General features: G+C 61.1%; 11 protein-coding genes. 6 read left to right on the top strand and 5 right to left on the bottom strand.

All coding sequences use genetic code 11. The features are described 5' to 3' along the window. Window positions 1-88 precede the first annotated feature (88 nt). Window positions 89-694, top strand: a complete 606-nt coding sequence (locus tag J3A64_RS18325) for an NAD(P)-dependent oxidoreductase (protein ID WP_011776778.1) — start codon at window positions 89-91, stop codon at window positions 692-694. 5 nt (window positions 695-699) lie between these two features. On the opposite strand, the gene J3A64_RS18320 is transcribed toward J3A64_RS18325, so the two are convergent. The 5 genes from J3A64_RS18320 to J3A64_RS18300 all read right to left on the bottom strand — a co-directional run bounded on the left by J3A64_RS18320 (window position 700) and on the right by J3A64_RS18300 (window position 6,570). After that, entirely contained in the window at window positions 700-2,145 is a 1,446-nt protein-coding gene (locus J3A64_RS18320) for an NAD(P)/FAD-dependent oxidoreductase (RefSeq protein ID WP_210065239.1), read from the bottom strand. Then, window positions 2,138-3,655, bottom strand: a complete 1,518-nt coding sequence (locus tag J3A64_RS18315; RefSeq protein ID WP_210065237.1) for a glycosyltransferase family 87 protein — start codon at window positions 3,653-3,655, stop codon at window positions 2,138-2,140. Before J3A64_RS18315 ends, J3A64_RS18320 begins: the two co-directional genes overlap by 8 nt. 130 nt (window positions 3,656-3,785) lie before the next feature. Next, window positions 3,786-3,926, bottom strand: a complete 141-nt coding sequence (locus J3A64_RS18310; RefSeq protein ID WP_011776781.1) for a hypothetical protein — start codon at window positions 3,924-3,926, stop codon at window positions 3,786-3,788. A 599-nt stretch (window positions 3,927-4,525) separates the two neighbouring features. Further along, window positions 4,526-5,107 carry a histidine phosphatase family protein gene (locus tag J3A64_RS18305; RefSeq protein WP_011776782.1) on the bottom strand — a complete coding sequence of 194 codons (582 nt, stop codon included), beginning with the start codon at window positions 5,105-5,107 and terminating at the stop codon, window positions 4,526-4,528. Next, window positions 5,104-6,570, bottom strand: coding sequence for a CCA tRNA nucleotidyltransferase (locus J3A64_RS18300; protein ID WP_210065235.1), 1,467 nt, complete (start codon window positions 6,568-6,570; stop codon window positions 5,104-5,106). Before J3A64_RS18300 ends, J3A64_RS18305 begins: the two co-directional genes overlap by 4 nt. Before the next feature lie 196 nt (window positions 6,571-6,766). Here J3A64_RS18300 and J3A64_RS18295 point away from each other — a divergent pair, with 196 nt between their 5' ends. From J3A64_RS18295 to trxA, 5 genes are all read left to right on the top strand, one after another. Then, window positions 6,767-7,270, top strand: a complete 504-nt coding sequence (locus J3A64_RS18295; RefSeq protein ID WP_043470909.1) for an NUDIX hydrolase — start codon at window positions 6,767-6,769, stop codon at window positions 7,268-7,270. 26 nt (window positions 7,271-7,296) lie between these two features. Then, the gene (gene murJ / locus J3A64_RS18290) at window positions 7,297-9,312 is read left to right on the top strand and encodes a murein biosynthesis integral membrane protein MurJ (RefSeq protein ID WP_210065234.1); all 2,016 of its coding nucleotides are present in this window, start codon (window positions 7,297-7,299) and stop codon (window positions 9,310-9,312) included. Window positions 9,313-9,452: 140 nt separating this feature from the next. Then, window positions 9,453-11,114 carry an ABC transporter substrate-binding protein gene (locus J3A64_RS18285; RefSeq protein WP_011776786.1) on the top strand — a complete coding sequence of 554 codons (1,662 nt, stop codon included), beginning with the start codon at window positions 9,453-9,455 and terminating at the stop codon, window positions 11,112-11,114. 227 nt (window positions 11,115-11,341) lie between these two features. Next, on the top strand, window positions 11,342-12,298 hold the full coding sequence (gene trxB, locus J3A64_RS18280) for a thioredoxin-disulfide reductase (RefSeq protein ID WP_014923338.1): 957 nt from the start codon (window positions 11,342-11,344) through the stop codon (window positions 12,296-12,298). A gap of 34 nt (window positions 12,299-12,332) precedes the next feature. Beyond that, window positions 12,333-12,659, top strand: a complete 327-nt coding sequence (trxA, locus tag J3A64_RS18275) for a thioredoxin (protein ID WP_014923339.1) — start codon at window positions 12,333-12,335, stop codon at window positions 12,657-12,659. The last annotated feature ends 3,263 nt before the right edge of the window (window positions 12,660-15,922 follow it).

The raw sequence follows: 15,922 nt of genomic DNA, 5'->3' as shown, positions 1-15,922 counted from the left end.
CCCTGAGGTAACTAGGTTCCTTTGAAGCTATCAGTATCCGGTGGATACCTTTGGGGTTATTGCAAGGATACCAACCTCAAGGAGAGCTATGAAAATCGCAGTGTACGGCGCAACGGGCATGGTCGGCAGCCAGATCGTCAACGAATCCATCACCCGCGGCCACCAGGTTACGGCCATCTCCCGCAAGGGCGCAGAGGTTCCCGGAGCCGCTGCCCAAGCAGCCGATCTGGCTGACGCCCAGGCCTTCGCCTCCATCGCCAAGAATCACGACGTCGTCGTGCTGGCTACGGGCCCCAGCCGCACCGGCGGCGATCATGGCGAATGGCTTGATGCGATGGCTTCCGCCTACAGCAATGCCGAAGGAACCCGGCTCATGATCGTCGGCGGCGCCGGCACCTTGGAGATTGACGGCGTCCGGCTGCTTGACTCCCCCGACTTCCCCGAGGCCTACAAGGCTGAGGCCACTACTGCCGCCAAGGCTTTCGAAGCTGTGAAGCAGACGCCGGAGACCATTGACTGGACGGTTTTGGCTCCCGCTCCCGTCATTCAGCCGGGTGAGCGCACGGGTGAATACACCCTTGCCAAGGATTCACCGGCCGGCAACAGCATCTCCACTCAGGACTACGCAGTGGTCATGCTGGACGAAATCGAGAGCCCGGCTCACCGCCGCGCCCGCTTCACCGCCGCTAACTAAACGAGCTAAAGCCCAACGCCCAGCCCGGGTACCCGCATCTTGAATATGTCTTTGAGCGCATATCTTGCAGCGTGGTACCCGGGCATTCCCGTGACACCGGGTCCTGGCGGCGTTGACGAGGAACACAGGTAGACGCCCGGCATGGGAGTCCGCCAAGGCACGTTGGAAACTACCGGCCGTTGCACCAGACCGCGGAGGTCCAGCAGGCCGGCACTGAAGTCGCCACCAACGTAGTTCTCGTTGTACGCGGACAGTTCCGCCGCCGTCGTGGTTTTTGAGGCCACCACAACATCCCGGAAGCCTGGCGCGTACCGCTCAATGCGTGCGGTGACAGCTTCCGCCATGTCCACGGTGGAGTTGGCAGGTACGTGGCAATAGGACCACAGAACGTGGCGGCCTTCCGGCGCCCGGCTCGAATCCACCAGCGATGGCTGGGACACCAGGACATAAGGCTCGGTTGGATGTTTGCCCATGTCCACGAGGTTCTCGGACTCTGCCATCGCCAGCCTCGAACCGCCAACATGGACCGTCCCGGCCTTTGCCAATCCGGGATCACGCCATGGAACAGGTCCGGACAGGATGAAGTCCACTTTGCACGCTGCATTCCCAAAGCGGAATGCTTCGAGAGCCCGGCGGTAGCGGTCGGGAACTTCCGAGCCACCCAGGCGTGCCAGGGTTGGCGGTGCAACATCCAGCAAGATGGCTTTCGCGGGCCGGACCTGATCCAGCGAATTCACTTGTTCGCCCACGTGGATAGTGCCGCCGTGCGCTGTGAGGTCGTCAGCCATGGCCTTTGCAATGGACATCGAACCACCAACAGGCACAACCCAACCGCCTGCGTGCGCCAGGACGCTGAGCAGCAGTCCGGCACCCGTTGAACTGAGGGACGGCTGCGAGCCGAGTGCATGCGACATCACGCCCGTCAGCAGCGCAGGGGCGGCTTCTTCGCGGAATCGGCGCATCCATAGCGGGGTCCCCTGGTCCAGCGTGGCCAGCCCGAACCTGACTGCCGCCACGGGATCCTTTGGAATGCGCAGGAGTTGGTTGGAGGTAAAGTCCACCACCCCGTCCACGCGCTCCAGCAAGGGTTGAAGCAGCCGTCGGTAAGCCGGACCGTCGACGCCTAGTTCCTGCACCGTCCGATCCAAGGATTGGTAGGCCAGGGCGGCCCCGCCGATGTCCAACGGTGTGCCGTGCTGGATCTCCGGCAGCCGCAGATCCACGCGCTTCGATAACTCAAAAGCGCGGAAGAAGGGGGATGCCACAGCCATGGGATGCACTGCCGAACAGACGTCGTAAAGGTATCCAGGCTCGATCAACTCGCTGGTCCGCGATCCTCCGCCGATCGCATCGGCTGCCTCGTACAGATGGACACTCAGGCCCGCGCGGGCCATAACCACTGCGGCGGACAGGCCGTTGGGGCCGGCGCCGACGACGGCGACATCAACCATCGCTGTTTACCTCCGTACGCTGCGGTGCTTTGGGATCGGTAGTCTCTACCGTAGCCCGGGGCCGCCATGGCAGCACTGACCGGGAGGGGCGGAACACATCGAGCCGCAGCCAGTCCCGGGCATCGTCGAATGGTCCCCCATGCGGGTCGTCCTGGCCATGGGCGCGGAGTGGATCCTGGGCAGGATCCCAGATATCGATGACCACCCTCACCATGAGATACGCCGTGGCAACCATGTGCAGTCCTACGGCCAGGACGTAGTAGGACATGTCGATGTTGTGCTGGACGGAACCGCCACTGGTTGTTTGGCCCAGATACATCCAGACGGCCGCCCAGTGCAGCCCCTCGGCCGCTTGCCAGATGAGGAAGTCCCGCCAGCGGGGTCGGGCCAGGGCGAGGAGGGGTATGAGCCAGATGACGAACTGGGGCGAGTACACCTTGTTGGTCAGGATGAATGCGGCAACTATCAGGAACATCAGTTGCGCCAGTCGGGGTCGCCGTGGGGCGCAGAGGGCCAAAGCAACAATAAGAACGCATGCGAGGACGAACAGGGATAGGGCCAGGGTATTGATGGTGGCTGCGTCCATCTGCACCCAACGAACCCGGTCTGCCACAAGGCTGTAAGCGAACCAGGGTGAGCTGTACCCGGCAGGGCGGTCCTGACTGAATTCGAAGAAGTATCGCCAGCCGGAGGGGTTTATCACTGCAACGGGCAGGTTCACAGCCAGCCAGGACGCAATGGCTGCACCGGCCGTGATGAAGAAAACGCGCAGCTTGCCGGTGCGCAGGGCCACTACCAGCACAGCACCAAGTATGAGAACCGGGTATAGCTTGGTGGCGGCACCCAGTCCGATGCACACGCCGGCCAGGATGAGCTTGTCCCGGGAGAAGAAGTACATTCCCAGGGCCAGCAGTCCCACAACCCACATGTCCCAGTTGATGAATCCGGCCAGGATGATCCCGGGGGCTACGGCCACCATGGCGGCGTCCCACGGCCGGCGCCTGTTAATCCTTGCGGTCAGGAGGACCGTGACGATCCATACCGCAACGATCAGTGTTGCGTTGACGTCGAAGTAGCCCAGGATGCGTTCGTTTCCTACACCATGGCCGGGAACCAGCAAAGCGGTGACCCCCGCGATGATGCCTATGAGAACCGGGTACTCGAACAGGCTGCCCTGGCTGAAGAAGGGAAATATGCCCTCGCCCAAGCCGCGGTTCCGGAAGAGTTCCGGGAAGTCGGAATAGCAGGTTGCATAGAACTGGCCGGGGGTCTCCCACCCACGGACCCGGCAGAAGTCCTTTGCAAGCACTGCGAGCAACGCAGCGAAAACTGTGAGGATGATCAGGACCCGTTCCACAGTGAACGGACCGGATGCGATCCTTCCGGGCGAGGAATGTTTGCCAAGGGGCCCGCCCACGAGCTCCGTGAAGTGACGAAGCAGGGCGTCACTGCGGCTTGGAACCACTAAGCGGGCACGTTTTTGCAGCCGGTGAGGCTTCGTCTCCTGCATGGGATCGAGCTTACAGTCCTGCGAGGTTCACCAGCTTAAAGGCAAGGAGCCCACGCGTAGCCGCGTGGGCTCCTTGAGGTTCAGCATGAATGTGTGGCACCTGAACTCCTTCGGGGCTGGCTGAAGGGCATCAGCGGATGAGTCCCATCTGGTGCAGGACAACGTAGACGTCTTCACGGCGCTGGTCGAGCAGCTGGCCGTTGAACAGGGTGCGGTCCTTGGGAGCATTGACACTCTTGAAGAAGCGCATGTCTTCGGGGCGTTTTCGCATGGTTCACCTCCTTTCACGGAAGAATTGAACGGAATTTAGGCACAGCAATTAGAGCCGAATGAATTCGTAAGAAATCAAGGCCTAAAAGGGCGTAAATAGCCGAGGCTAATAGGGGTTTCGCGGACCGAATCAAAAGAGATTAGTCGTGCAATAGCGCGTGCTTCCAGCAGCCGACCCAACAAGAAGCTGGTTCCGAACTATGGGGAAACTGCGCACCCGCGGCATACTGCGTGGGTCCGCGCCTACAACTGACTACTCAGCCATCCAGAGACAGGATGGCCGTCAGGAATACCGCCGGCAACAAGCCGGTCCGGTAGTTCAGGAGTGGGTCAGAGAGCAAAAATGGCGTCGATCATCAGCAGAGGCCGGGGTAGCAGTGACGGTCAACTTCCGTCCGCTAGTCAAAGTAATCATTTTCCCAACCTCCTTTTCTGGCTGATAAGCAGCCTGCTGTGGCATTGTCCCGGCTGACTGAACCGGGGAATGCGCGCCTGGTTCCCGGCGGGTCGCTCTGGGAACAAGATATAAGCTACCCCACGAACGGGGAGTTTGACCAGCGAAATTAGCTAATTCGCCAAAAGTTTTTCTAAATTCGTGTTTTAGAGTCCCCAACGCACAATTGCAGGCGTCCGCTTATCCCAACCAAGGGTGCAGACCTTCGCAGTTCCCAGAATGAAGTGCCGGCCTTCGCGTGCATCCATTTCCAGCCACCGCGCTGTCAGGATTCGGGAGAAATGACCGTGGGCCACTACCAGGACATTGTCCATTCCGGATTCCAGAACGCGTCCAATGATCTTGTCGGCCCGGGCCGCAACCTCATCCAAGGTCTCCCCGTTGGGTACGCCATCTGTCCAGATGAGGTAGTCCGGGTTGTCTTTGCGAATCAGGTCCGAGCTGATGCCTTCGTAGTCCCCGTAGTTCCATTCCACAGCCAGTGGCTCATGGACGGCCTCAGGGTAGCCTGCGAGTTCTGCCGTGCGGCGGGCGCGCCGCAGGGGTGAGGTCAGGACCAGGTCGAAGTCGATGCTTTCCAGGACCTTGCGGGCTTCAACAGCCTGCTGCTCGCCCTCAACAGTGAGGGGGAGGTCGGTCAGGCCGGTGTACTGACCGCTCTTGGACCACTCGGTCTCGCCGTGGCGAAGGATCCAGAGTTGCGGACGCGGTGAAGTCGCAGCGTTCATGAGGGCTCCTCAGTTTCGGTCAAAGGCTCGACGGCGGACTCGGGTTGCGCTTCCCACCATGCGAAGAGTTTCTGCTCGGCTTCCTCGGGGGACAGCGGACCGTGTTCCATTCTCTCTTCCAGAAGGAACTTGTAAGCCCGTCCCACCACGGGACCCGGTTTGAGTCCCAGGAGCCTCATGATCTGCGCACCATCCAGGTCAGGCCGGACAGCCGCCAGTGATTCCTGTTCCAGAAGCGCCGAGATACGTTGCTCAAGGTCATCGTAGGCGAAGGACAGGCGGTCGGCCTTGCGCTGGTTACGCGTAGTGACGTCGGATCGGGTGAGCCGGTGAAGGCGTTCCAGGAGGGGACCGGCGTCGGTGACGTAGCGGCGGACCGCGGAGTCGCTCCAGCCGGCATCGCCGTAGCCGTAGAAGCGCATGTGCAATTCCACCAGGCGTGAAACGGCTTTGATTGAGTCGTTGTCGAACCGCAGTGCTTTCATGCGCTTGGCGGTCAGCTTCGCACCCACAACGTCGTGGTGGCGGAAGCTCACCGCGCCGCCCGGTTCAAAACGACGCGTAGCGGGTTTGCCGACGTCGTGCATTAGCGCTGCGAACCGCAACACAAAATCGGGGCCGGGCACAGGGCCGTCAGGTCCTGTTTCCAGTGCAGCGGCCTGCTCAAGGACCTGAAGGGAGTGCTGGTAAACGTCTTTGTGCCGGTGGTGCTCGTCGGCTTCCAGGCGCAGGGCGGAGACCTCGGGGAGCACGAACTCAGCAAGGCCCGTGTCCACCAGGAGGTCGATGCCCACGCGGGGGTGGGTTCCGTTAATAAGCTTGACCAGCTCTTCACGGACGCGCTCGGCCGAAATGATTTTGATGCGGTCTGCCATTTGGGACATGGCCAGCCGGACGTCTTCGTGAACCGACACGCCGAGCTGCGATGCGAAACGGGCCGCACGCATCATGCGCAGGGGATCGTCGGAGAAAGAGGCCTCCGGGGCGCCTGGTGTGGCGAGCTCTGACGCGTGAAGGTCGCGAACACCGCCGAAGGGATCCACCAGTTCCAGGCTCGGCAGGCGCAGCGCCATGGCGTTGATGGTGAAGTCGCGGCGGAGAAGGTCGTCGGTCAGGGAGCTGCCGAAAGCCACCACGGGCTTGCGCGAATCGGGGTCGTAAGCCTCCGCGCGGTACGTGGTAATTTCAATCTGGAAACCGCTCTTCTTCATCCCGATAGTGCCGAAAGCGCGGCCGATTTCCCAGAAATTGTCCGCCCACTTCTTGATGACGGAAATGGTCTGGTCCGGCGTGGCGTCGGTGGTGAAGTCGAGGTCCGGGGAGGTTCTGCCCAGGAAAAGGTCGCGCACGGGTCCACCCACCAAGGACAGCTCGAAGCCGGCGTCGACAAAGCGCTGCCCGAGGTCGAGCACCACCGGATCGATGGTGAAGTTAACAGAAGAGCTGTCCAATACGTGCGCCATAGTTCCTTAAGCTTGGCAGATTTTTGCGCAGCAGTGGGCCACTGTTCCATGCGAAATCAGGCATGTGTCCGCGGAGCATCTCCTGCAGTACATCTTGTGGCCATGTCCCGGTCATCACTCCGGGGCAAGAGTCGTTAGAGTGGACCTCATGGCCAACCCGATCCCGAGCGCTCCTGGCAGGAGGACAAACGCACCGTTGCCGTCGGCAATCGGCGCGCACGTCGCGCCTGCCCAGCAGCACCCGGTGCAGGCCTCGCTTCCCACTGTTGAGGAAGTGTCAGCCGGTGGCGTGGTAGTAGACACGTCCGACGGCGAACTCCGGGTTGCGATTATCGCCCGCCTCAATAGGGGTGGCCGGCTTGAATGGTGCCTCCCGAAGGGCCACCCGGAAGGCCGCGAGAACAACGAGGAAGCTGCTGTTCGTGAGATTGCCGAGGAAACCGGCATCGAGGGCAACATTCTGGCGCCCCTTGGCAGCATCGACTACTGGTTCACCGTGAGCGGCCACCGCGTCCACAAGACCGTGCACCATTTCCTGCTCCGGGCAACGGGCGGCGAGCTCACCATCGAGAACGATCCGGACCAGGAAGCCGTGGACGCCGCGTGGGTTCCCATCCAGGAACTGGCCCGAAAATTGTCCTTCCCGAATGAACGCCGCATCGCCGATTTGGCACGGGAAGTGCTTCCCGAACATCTCTGACCCGGGTACATGGGACGATAAAGGCGATGTCTGAAGCCAAAACAACCCAGTCCGTTCAGTCCGGAGAAGCACGTTCCAGCGCCATCATGGCCGCAGGAACGCTCGTTTCCCGGTTCCTTGGCTTCGCCAAAACGTGGATGCTCGGCGCCGCCCTCGGCCTGGGCTCCACGATCAATGACACGTTCATTAACGCGAACAACCTGCCGAACCTGATCTTCCTCCTGGTGGCCGGCGGCGTGTTCAACGCCGTTCTGGTCCCACAGATCATCAAGGCCAGCAAGGCCCCCGACCGAGGCGCGGACTACATCAGCCGCCTGCTGACACTGGCAGTCCTGGTGCTTCTGGCGTTGACGGCGCTGGTAACGCTGGCGGCACCCTTGGTCATCGACCTCACCACGCAAGGCTACTCCGAGCAACAGAAGGCCTTGGCGGTCACCTTCGCTTTCTGGTGCCTGCCGCAGATCTTCTTCTACGGGCTCTATGCCCTCCTCACGCAGGTGTTGAACGCCCACGGAGCGTTCGGCCCCGCCATGTGGGCCCCGATCCTCAACAACCTGGTGGCCATCGCCGGCCTGGGGATGTTCATCTGGATCTTGGGCGAGAACATTCACAACCCCCACACCTTGGACAACTGGGGGCCCACCCAGACGTTCCTGATCGCCGGTTTCTCCACTTTCGGTGTGGTCGCGCAGACTGCCATTCTCCTAATCCCCGTCTTCCGCCTGCGCCTCGGCCTTCGTCCGCGCTTCGGCTGGCGCGGCGTTGGACTCGGCCAGGCAGCCAAGCTGAGCGTCTGGACGCTGGCGACCGCCGCCGTCGGACAACTGGCGTTCCTGTACGTCATGCGGATCGCCACCATTCCCGGTGCCGAGCGCCTCCGTCTGAGCAACGCGGGGAATACAGTGGCCGCTGCGGTCCTGCCCGGCAACGCCGTCCTGGAGGTCGCGAGCCAGCTCTACCTGTTGCCGCACTCGATCATTGCATTGTCCTTGGCTACCGTCCTCTTCAACCGCATGACACGCGCGTCGCAGGACGGCAACAAAGCCGAGCTGCGGGACGCCCTTTCCCACGGCCTCCGCACTATGGCTGTTGCCACCGTTTTCGGTGCCTTGGCGCTGTTCGCGCTGGCCGGTCCGCTGGGAATGTTCTTCTCCGGTGGCGAACCGCAGGACGGCGTCATGCTGGCGCAGACGCTCACCATCCTCGCGCTGAGCACACCCTTCCTGAGTGCAAACTTCATGATGTCCCGCGTGTTCTACGCCAACGAGGACGCCCGCACGCCCCTGTACGTCCAGTTGTGGTTGGCCGTGATCTACGTGGTGGGCGCATTCTTCATCCAGTTCCTTCCCGTGGGCCAGATCATCTACGCGATCGCAATCCTCTACACACTGGGCAACATTCTGTCCGTGGTGATCAGCGTGGTGTTCCTGCGCCGGTTGCTGGGTCACCTCGACGGGCCGCGCATCGCTAACTCGTACATCCGCATGGGCTACGCAGGCCTGGGTTCTGCGCTTGCCGGTGCAGGGGCTTTGTGGCTTCTGGGGAGCTACCGTGCCGACGGCTTCGCATGGAGCAGCCGCCCGGCCGCCTTGGTGACCGTCGTCGTCGTCGGGCCTGTCATGCTGCTCGCATACCTGGTCCTCCTGCGCGTCTTCCACGTCACCGAACTTCGCGACCTCCTGCGTCCGCTCATGGGTCGTCTGGGTCGCGGTGTCCCCGCGCCCGTTGGCGCCCCTGCGGAACCCACGACGCCGGCACGCGCTACGGTCTCGGACGATACCGGTTTGATTCCGCGCATCTCGGGCGAGTTCGACGCTGCTTCCTTCAGGGCCGGGCCGGCTCTTGCCCCTCAGCGTTCTCCCGAGCCCGCCACCGGCGGCTCACCGGACGAGCCCAAGACCTACCTTCCGGAAGAAGACGCGCCAAGCACGGCCCGCGGCGGTAAGTTCCGTCCACAGGTCCCGCTGCCGGGTCGACGCACCTACCAAGGCGACGCCGGACAGAATCCTTACTTCCCCACACGCGGAAGCCACAGGAAGTGAGCCGGTGCCGCCAACACGGACGGCGGGCCTCAATCCGTTAGGCTAGAAACGAATATAGGTAGTTGCAAAAGAGGTTCAACCGGTTCACGCGGGGGAGCCATGTGCTGGACCGCAGCTCCCGGACAGCCTAGGAGGAACACGTGTCCCACCCGATCGACGTCGGATCAGTACTTGGCGGCCGCTACAAGGTCACGGCCAATGTATTGACCTCGCATGACCAAGATCAGGTGCTCGACGGCGTGGACCAAGTCCTCAACCGTCCCGTGAGCATCCTTGTTGCCGGTCCCGGAAATGCCGAGCAGGTGGCCCAGAGCGCCCGCGAAGTGGCCACCGGGGAGAGGCCGGGCCATGTTCAGATCCTGGACTTGGGAATCAGCGAAAACACCACGTACCTGATCACCAACCACAGTACCGCTGCGGATCTGCTGGACCTCGTGGTCGCCACCAACCCGCCTTACATCGAGCCTTTCTTCACGGAGACGCTCGGAAGCGAGATTTTTGGCCGGCCGCGCACCTATGAGCCCGAGACGTACGACGGTCTTTACGAGGATGATGAGCACGACGCCGAGTACATCCAGTACGACGAAAACGGCTACCCCATCCCGTACGAGTCCGACGGCGAGCAGTCTGAACCTGCCGCGCCCGCACGCACTGCGCCGCACGTACCGCCCATGCCCTCGTCCAGCCCTTCTTCGCAAAAGAGCGGGATCGCGGGCAAGCTGGCTGCTGCCGCTGCCGGCGCCGGAGCAGCGGGGGTCGCTGCCGCTGCCGCTCTGAAGCACGCGGGTTCCAAAAACCACGACGCCGGTGCTGCCGCCGCTGATACTGCAGGTCCAGGTTCTGCCGGCGCTGGTTCTGCCGGCACAACGGGCGGAGCGTCGCCTGCTGTTGCATCGCAGCCGCCGACCCAGGCCGTTTCATCGCCGCCGGTTTCGTCGCACACTGCCAACCGCGAGCCGGCTGCGGAACCAAAGGTTTCCCTGTGGTCCCAGGAGGACTACGGATTTAGCGGCTCAGGCGCAGATGCTGGTGGTTCCGGTGCTACAAACCGTGGCAGCGACTCCGGCTACGATCGGGCGGCCAGCAGCTTCCCGGCGTCGTCAGCTGTTACGGACGATTACGCGGACGAGGAAGTTTACGAAGACGAGGCTCCGGAGAAGGAACCGCGTTCACTGCGCTGGCTCGTCGGTGGCCTCCTTGCCGCCGTTTTGGTGGTGGGACTCGTCCTGGCGGTGACCAATCTCGGCAGTCTCTTGCCCAGCGGCGCACCGGCCGCCACGCAAAGCACGCCTGCCCCGCAATCCTCGGCTCCGGAAACTGAGGAGCCCGCGCCCACGCAAGCTCCGGCACCTGCCACGCCGCCGGAAATCGAAGAGATCAGCCGCCTCGGCGACTTCCCCTTCGCTGCCACCTATGACAAGGACCTTGCCCGGGCCTTTGACGGTAACGCTGCAAGCTACTGGTCGGACATGGAATTCGCCTCCGCAAACTGGGGTGGACTTTTCGAAGATATGCCGCTTGTGGTCAAGCTCAAGGAACCCACCGAGGTCAAGTCCGTTGTGCTCAACCAGCTGGGTGGTTCCGGCGGTAGTATCAGCGTCTACACCAACGATCGTCCTGCGATGGACGGCGCAAAACTGGTGGGAACCAACAGCTTCACATCCCCGGAACTGACCATGCCGCTTGCAGCACCGACGCAGACCCAGTACGTCATCGTGGTCATCAGCGCGCTGCCCAAGCTGGCTGCACCGAAGACCCGATTCGGCTTCGGACTGCGTCTCGCTGAGGTCACGGTGCAGTAGCCACACCATCAGATAGCAGTTGGGGCCGTTTTGACTCGTCAGAACGGCCCCTACTGCTGTCTGCGTTGGCGTCACCGCTTAGATTCGGCATGCTTGCAGACGGTACCCTGAATAATGGTGGCTTTTAGGGTCCCCAACTCCAACGGAATATTTGGAACGCAACAGGGGTTGAGTCAGGTGGCTGCCCCGAAAGCCGCAGCATCGACTAAGGAAGAGGTTCACGCCAAGTGAGCATTGCAGAAAACAGCGCATCGCAGGTGCGTGACGTCATCATCGTTGGTTCAGGCCCTGCCGGCTATACAGCCGCCGTTTACACCGCCCGCGCCAACATGAAGCCTCTGCTCATTGCCGGTTCCGTCACTGCTGGTGGCGAACTGATGAACACCACTGACGTGGAAAACTACCCGGGATTCCCGGAAGGCATCATGGGCCCGGACCTCATGGAGAACTTCGAGAAGCAGGCGGCCCGCTTCGGCACCGAGATCCAGTTTGAGGACGTTACCGAGCTGGACCTCGACGGCGACATCAAGACCGTGACCATCGGAACGGGGGAGACCTTCCAGGCGAAGGCCATCATCCTGTCCACAGGTTCGGCCTACCGCGAGCTCGGCTTGGCCAACGAGAAGCGCCTCTCAGGCCACGGCGTTAGCTGGTGTGCAACCTGCGACGGTTTCTTCTTCAAGGATCAGGACATTGCCGTCATCGGTGGTGGCGACTCCGCCATGGAGGAAGCACTGTTCCTCACCAAGTTTGCGAAGTCCGTCACGGTAGTCCACCGTCGCGATACCCTCAAGGCTTCCAAAATCATGGGTGACCGTGCCCAGGCCCACGAGAAGATCAAGTTCGTCTGGAACACGGCCGTTGAAGATGTTCTCGGTGGGGACAAGGTGACTGGTCTCAAGCTGAAGAACCTCGTGGACGGAACCGAGTCAGAACTCGCTGTCACCGGCGTGTTCGTGGCCATCGGCAACGACCCCCGCACGGACCTCATCAAGGGCAAGGTTGATCTGACCCCTGAAGGAACCATTGCCGTGGAAGGCCGTAGCTCCCGGACCAACATCAAGGGTGTCTTCGCCGCGGGTGACGTCATCGATCCCACGTACCGCCAGGCCATTACGGCCTCGGGCTCCGGTTGTGTGGCTGCCCTTGACGTTGAGCACTACCTCGCAGACCTGCACTCCTAAGCTGCATCCAAGCAACCATACGAAGGGAAAAGTTATGAGCAACGCAAAAGACGTAACTGACGCAAGCTTCAGTACGGATGTCCTGGCTTCCGAGAAGCCGGTCATCGTGGACTTCTGGGCAGAGTGGTGCGGCCCCTGCCGCAAGCTCGGCCCCATCCTCGACGAGATCTCCGTCGAGTACAGCGAAAAGGTTGACGTTGTGAAGCTCAACGTCGACGACAACCCCGCCATCGCCGCCGAGTACGGCATCACGTCCATCCCGGCCGTGTACCTGTTCAGCGGGGGAGAAGTGAAGAGCACCGTCATCGGCGCCAAGCCGAAGCAGTTCTTCGAGAAGGAATTCGCGGACGTCCTGTCCTAAGTTTTCCAGACCAAGTTACATCGAAAAGCCGGCGGCTGCTGCTCCTCAGGGAGCGGGAGTCGCCGGTTTTTTGTTTCCTTCAATGATTTCAAACAGATTCGGTCTCATTAGTTCCGTACTCTTCCTGAGCGTCCCCCAGCTTCCTCCTGAGCTTACAGTGCCGTTCTCCCTACCTGGGGTAGGGAGAAATCATCGTTCCTTCAGGCGCTTCCCCGTTCTGCCAGACCGGGGCACCCCTGAGGGCATTTCTTCGTTGCTCGTCAAGCTGTCCTTCAAGCTCTCTTCCCGCTTGTTGTCCTGGCCACTGGTTAAAGTGGCGCTAGCTCGCCGGTCCGGTTCCCTGTCGGACTGACTTCTTGCCCGTCCGGTGTCCCTCCCAGTTCCTCGCCCGTCCGGTTCCTTTGGGGGAGGGGCCGTGCGCCCTCCGAAACCGAGGGCCGCGTTGCTGCATCTCCGCTTTCACATCGGGATGCCCGCGGCGATGTAAATTGTATGGCTGCCCGCCGCAAGCTACGGGCCTCACGCTGCAAACAGAAGCCGCAGTCTGTTGAGGTAACCGCAGCTGGAGTGAATATCTTGCTGCCCCTGCGTCCTTCCACGTCTCGCCGACTAGCTAACCAATCCCACTCCCGATTAGCGTTGGGGAGAACCTTGGCCGTGCTGATGGAGAAAGTTCTTTGCCTGGTCGGACGCCTTGTCCAAAAAAGAACCTCTTCCTGCTTTCAATTGCTTGTGTTTGGCTTCGAGGGTGGTGGGTGCCGGTTTCACGTGAAACACTGCTCTCTAGTCCTAGCATTCACTTTCCCAGTCACTTAGGTGGATGGACCAGCGTTAAGCATCTGAAGCGCGCGGAAAATCACCAAATACCGACTGCGGATTCAGTACCTGGGGCAGTTGACCCTCAGCTGACTATTTGACGGTTCTTCGCAATCATCACTAGTCAGTGCTTGCAATGCTTCCAATGCTTCCAATGCTTCCAATGCTTCCAATGCTTCCAATGCTTCCAATGCTGAAAAGGCTACATATTCAGGCCGGAAACTGCCCGCTCTCCAGCGTAAGGGGGGCGTTAGGGAACGTGCGCCGGAACAGGAACTGGTTGCCAAGATGCATAGTAGGTCTCGATAGAAATCTGACTAGAACCAATTCTTATGCTGGAACCATCACTCGGTACTCGCATCAGATATTGTCACCGTTCTAGAACTGCGGGTTTCGATGGAGGTTACCCACCAGGTTCCGATCGTTCCGGCCAGTACACCCTCCACCTCATTGAGACCCATTTTCCTCTTGCCATGGTCTTTTGGGGTCCTGGAAGGGCTTCTAGGACCCGGATCCATGCAGCAGCCGAGCGCTCTCGTTCTCCGCAGAACGCCCCAATCTTCCTGTGCAGGGCAATAGCAGCGTGCCCATGCTGAACTCGCTCAAGCACAAGTCAATCCGCCCTGAGAGGGTGTCTGCGCTCATGATGACTCATCTACTTGTAGACGGTTTCAGTAACCTCCGTGTCGGTCGCCAGCCGGTGAAACCACTCCTGCCAGGGCGAAAGAAGCAGACAAGGTGAATACCGTCTCGCTAGTTACAATCAGAGTCGGTATCCGCGCATCGTCGTCCAGGGTTTGGTGATTCCGCACGCGATTCGCCCTAGTGCGCAGTTCTATCGGGCTAGCTCACCCAACAGGTCCGCTTGGCCCGCCGATTCCATGGCCTACGTTTCACGTGAAACACCATTCAGACCCTCTCAGCCCTGAGCTACGACGTTCACGCGATTTGGGTCCGCAATTGCAGTACCGACTCACACATGAATAGTCCGAAACCAGGGGTCCGGGGTCCGGGATCCGAGGCCGCCACCGCCACGTTCCGATTCCCACATGACTCACGCGACGCCCGAGCATCATCACCGGCCCGACTGGCACATGTTTCACGTGAAACACGCTTCCATACCTCATCCTGAATCTTGCACGGGCCTAAACGCCCTCGGGCGGACTACGAAGAACTGAACCTGAAGAGTCGGCGTGGCCCTGATTGAAGGGCACCCAGTGGCTTCTCTGCTGTGCGAAAGACTACGCCGTAGTGATCGGCCGCGTGCGCGTGAACCAAGATGCAGGCCCCGCCAGGAGATAGCTGTAGGGGTGCGCCCGTTACCACGTCAGGAACCCGCGCTGAAGACGCTCGGGCCCGCAGGTTCGTACGGATGCAGCCGCATCGCTACCCGGAACACGGGCGAGCCGGCGCATGAACGCACGGGCGCTCAACCACGCGACCAAGCCTGTGGATCGACAAGAGACGAGTCAGAGCGCGGGCGACCTCCTTCCAATGTCTGCCTTACCGCGGGGCGAGTGGCAATCGTGCGCCCAATGGGCCCAAGACCAAGTCCCCAGGCTAGGGGGAGTAGCGGAATGAACATGTTTCACGTGAAACAGGATGAGCTCATGAAAGGACCCACCAACCGAGGCTTAGGCCTCAAACCAGACCATCCCCTTCAGTGCAGCTCCTTCCCCCATCCTTGGGGGCACTCCATGACTGCAGCGCGTACGTCACCAGGCTCTTGGCGCACGATGTCCGGCCAGCCATAACGACATGCCCCGCACAAATACCGGCATAGGAACGACGAGGCCGTCGTCGTGCGTGAGTGCCCTGCTTGCGAACTACGACGCCGTTGACGTAGGTAGGAGAAGCCGGCGGCACCATCCTGCAAGGAGCGCTTGGGGAGACGGTGGCTACAGTTCGCAGACCCATCCGGCGGTTCCTCCAATGCGCCCCCGCAATAGCCACGACTGCTTGTCTTGTCCTTGTCTCGCCACCGGGGTACCAAGCGCAGGGGGAGAACGTCTGCGCCGACGTATGAGGTGAAGGGGATGTCAGCGGCGCTGACCTGATACATCCGATGAATATCCCTTGATAGTGGAAGCAACTGTGTACACCGGGAGTGTGATGCGCACGCGTCCGGCCAATGAAGACGATCATAGGGGCTTAGTGCGTCGCACTGAAGTCCAATCTTCTGTCCGACTATCCATACCCTCATCAAGCACCAACAATCGCGCTTGCGAATTTTCCCACATGGTGCCGATCTAAACTGCCGTGATCAGGGGCGACTAGAGAGCAAAGAGTCGGCCTACGCCGACACCATCCACAGACTTGTGCACAGTGTTATCCACAGGCTTATCCACTGCTCATGAGATTGCCCACATACCCTCCCTTGGCGGCGACGGAAGCCCATGCAGACTTTCACTTCACTGAAGTCAGGATGCTTCTCGATCCTTGTTGTG

It is taken from the genome of Pseudarthrobacter sp. PvP004, from assembly GCF_017876035.1.
Taxonomy (GTDB): domain Bacteria; phylum Actinomycetota; class Actinomycetes; order Actinomycetales; family Micrococcaceae; genus Arthrobacter; species Arthrobacter aurescens_A.
The sequence above is the reverse complement of the archived record's forward strand: the minus strand, read 5'-3'. Positions and strand labels throughout refer to the sequence as shown.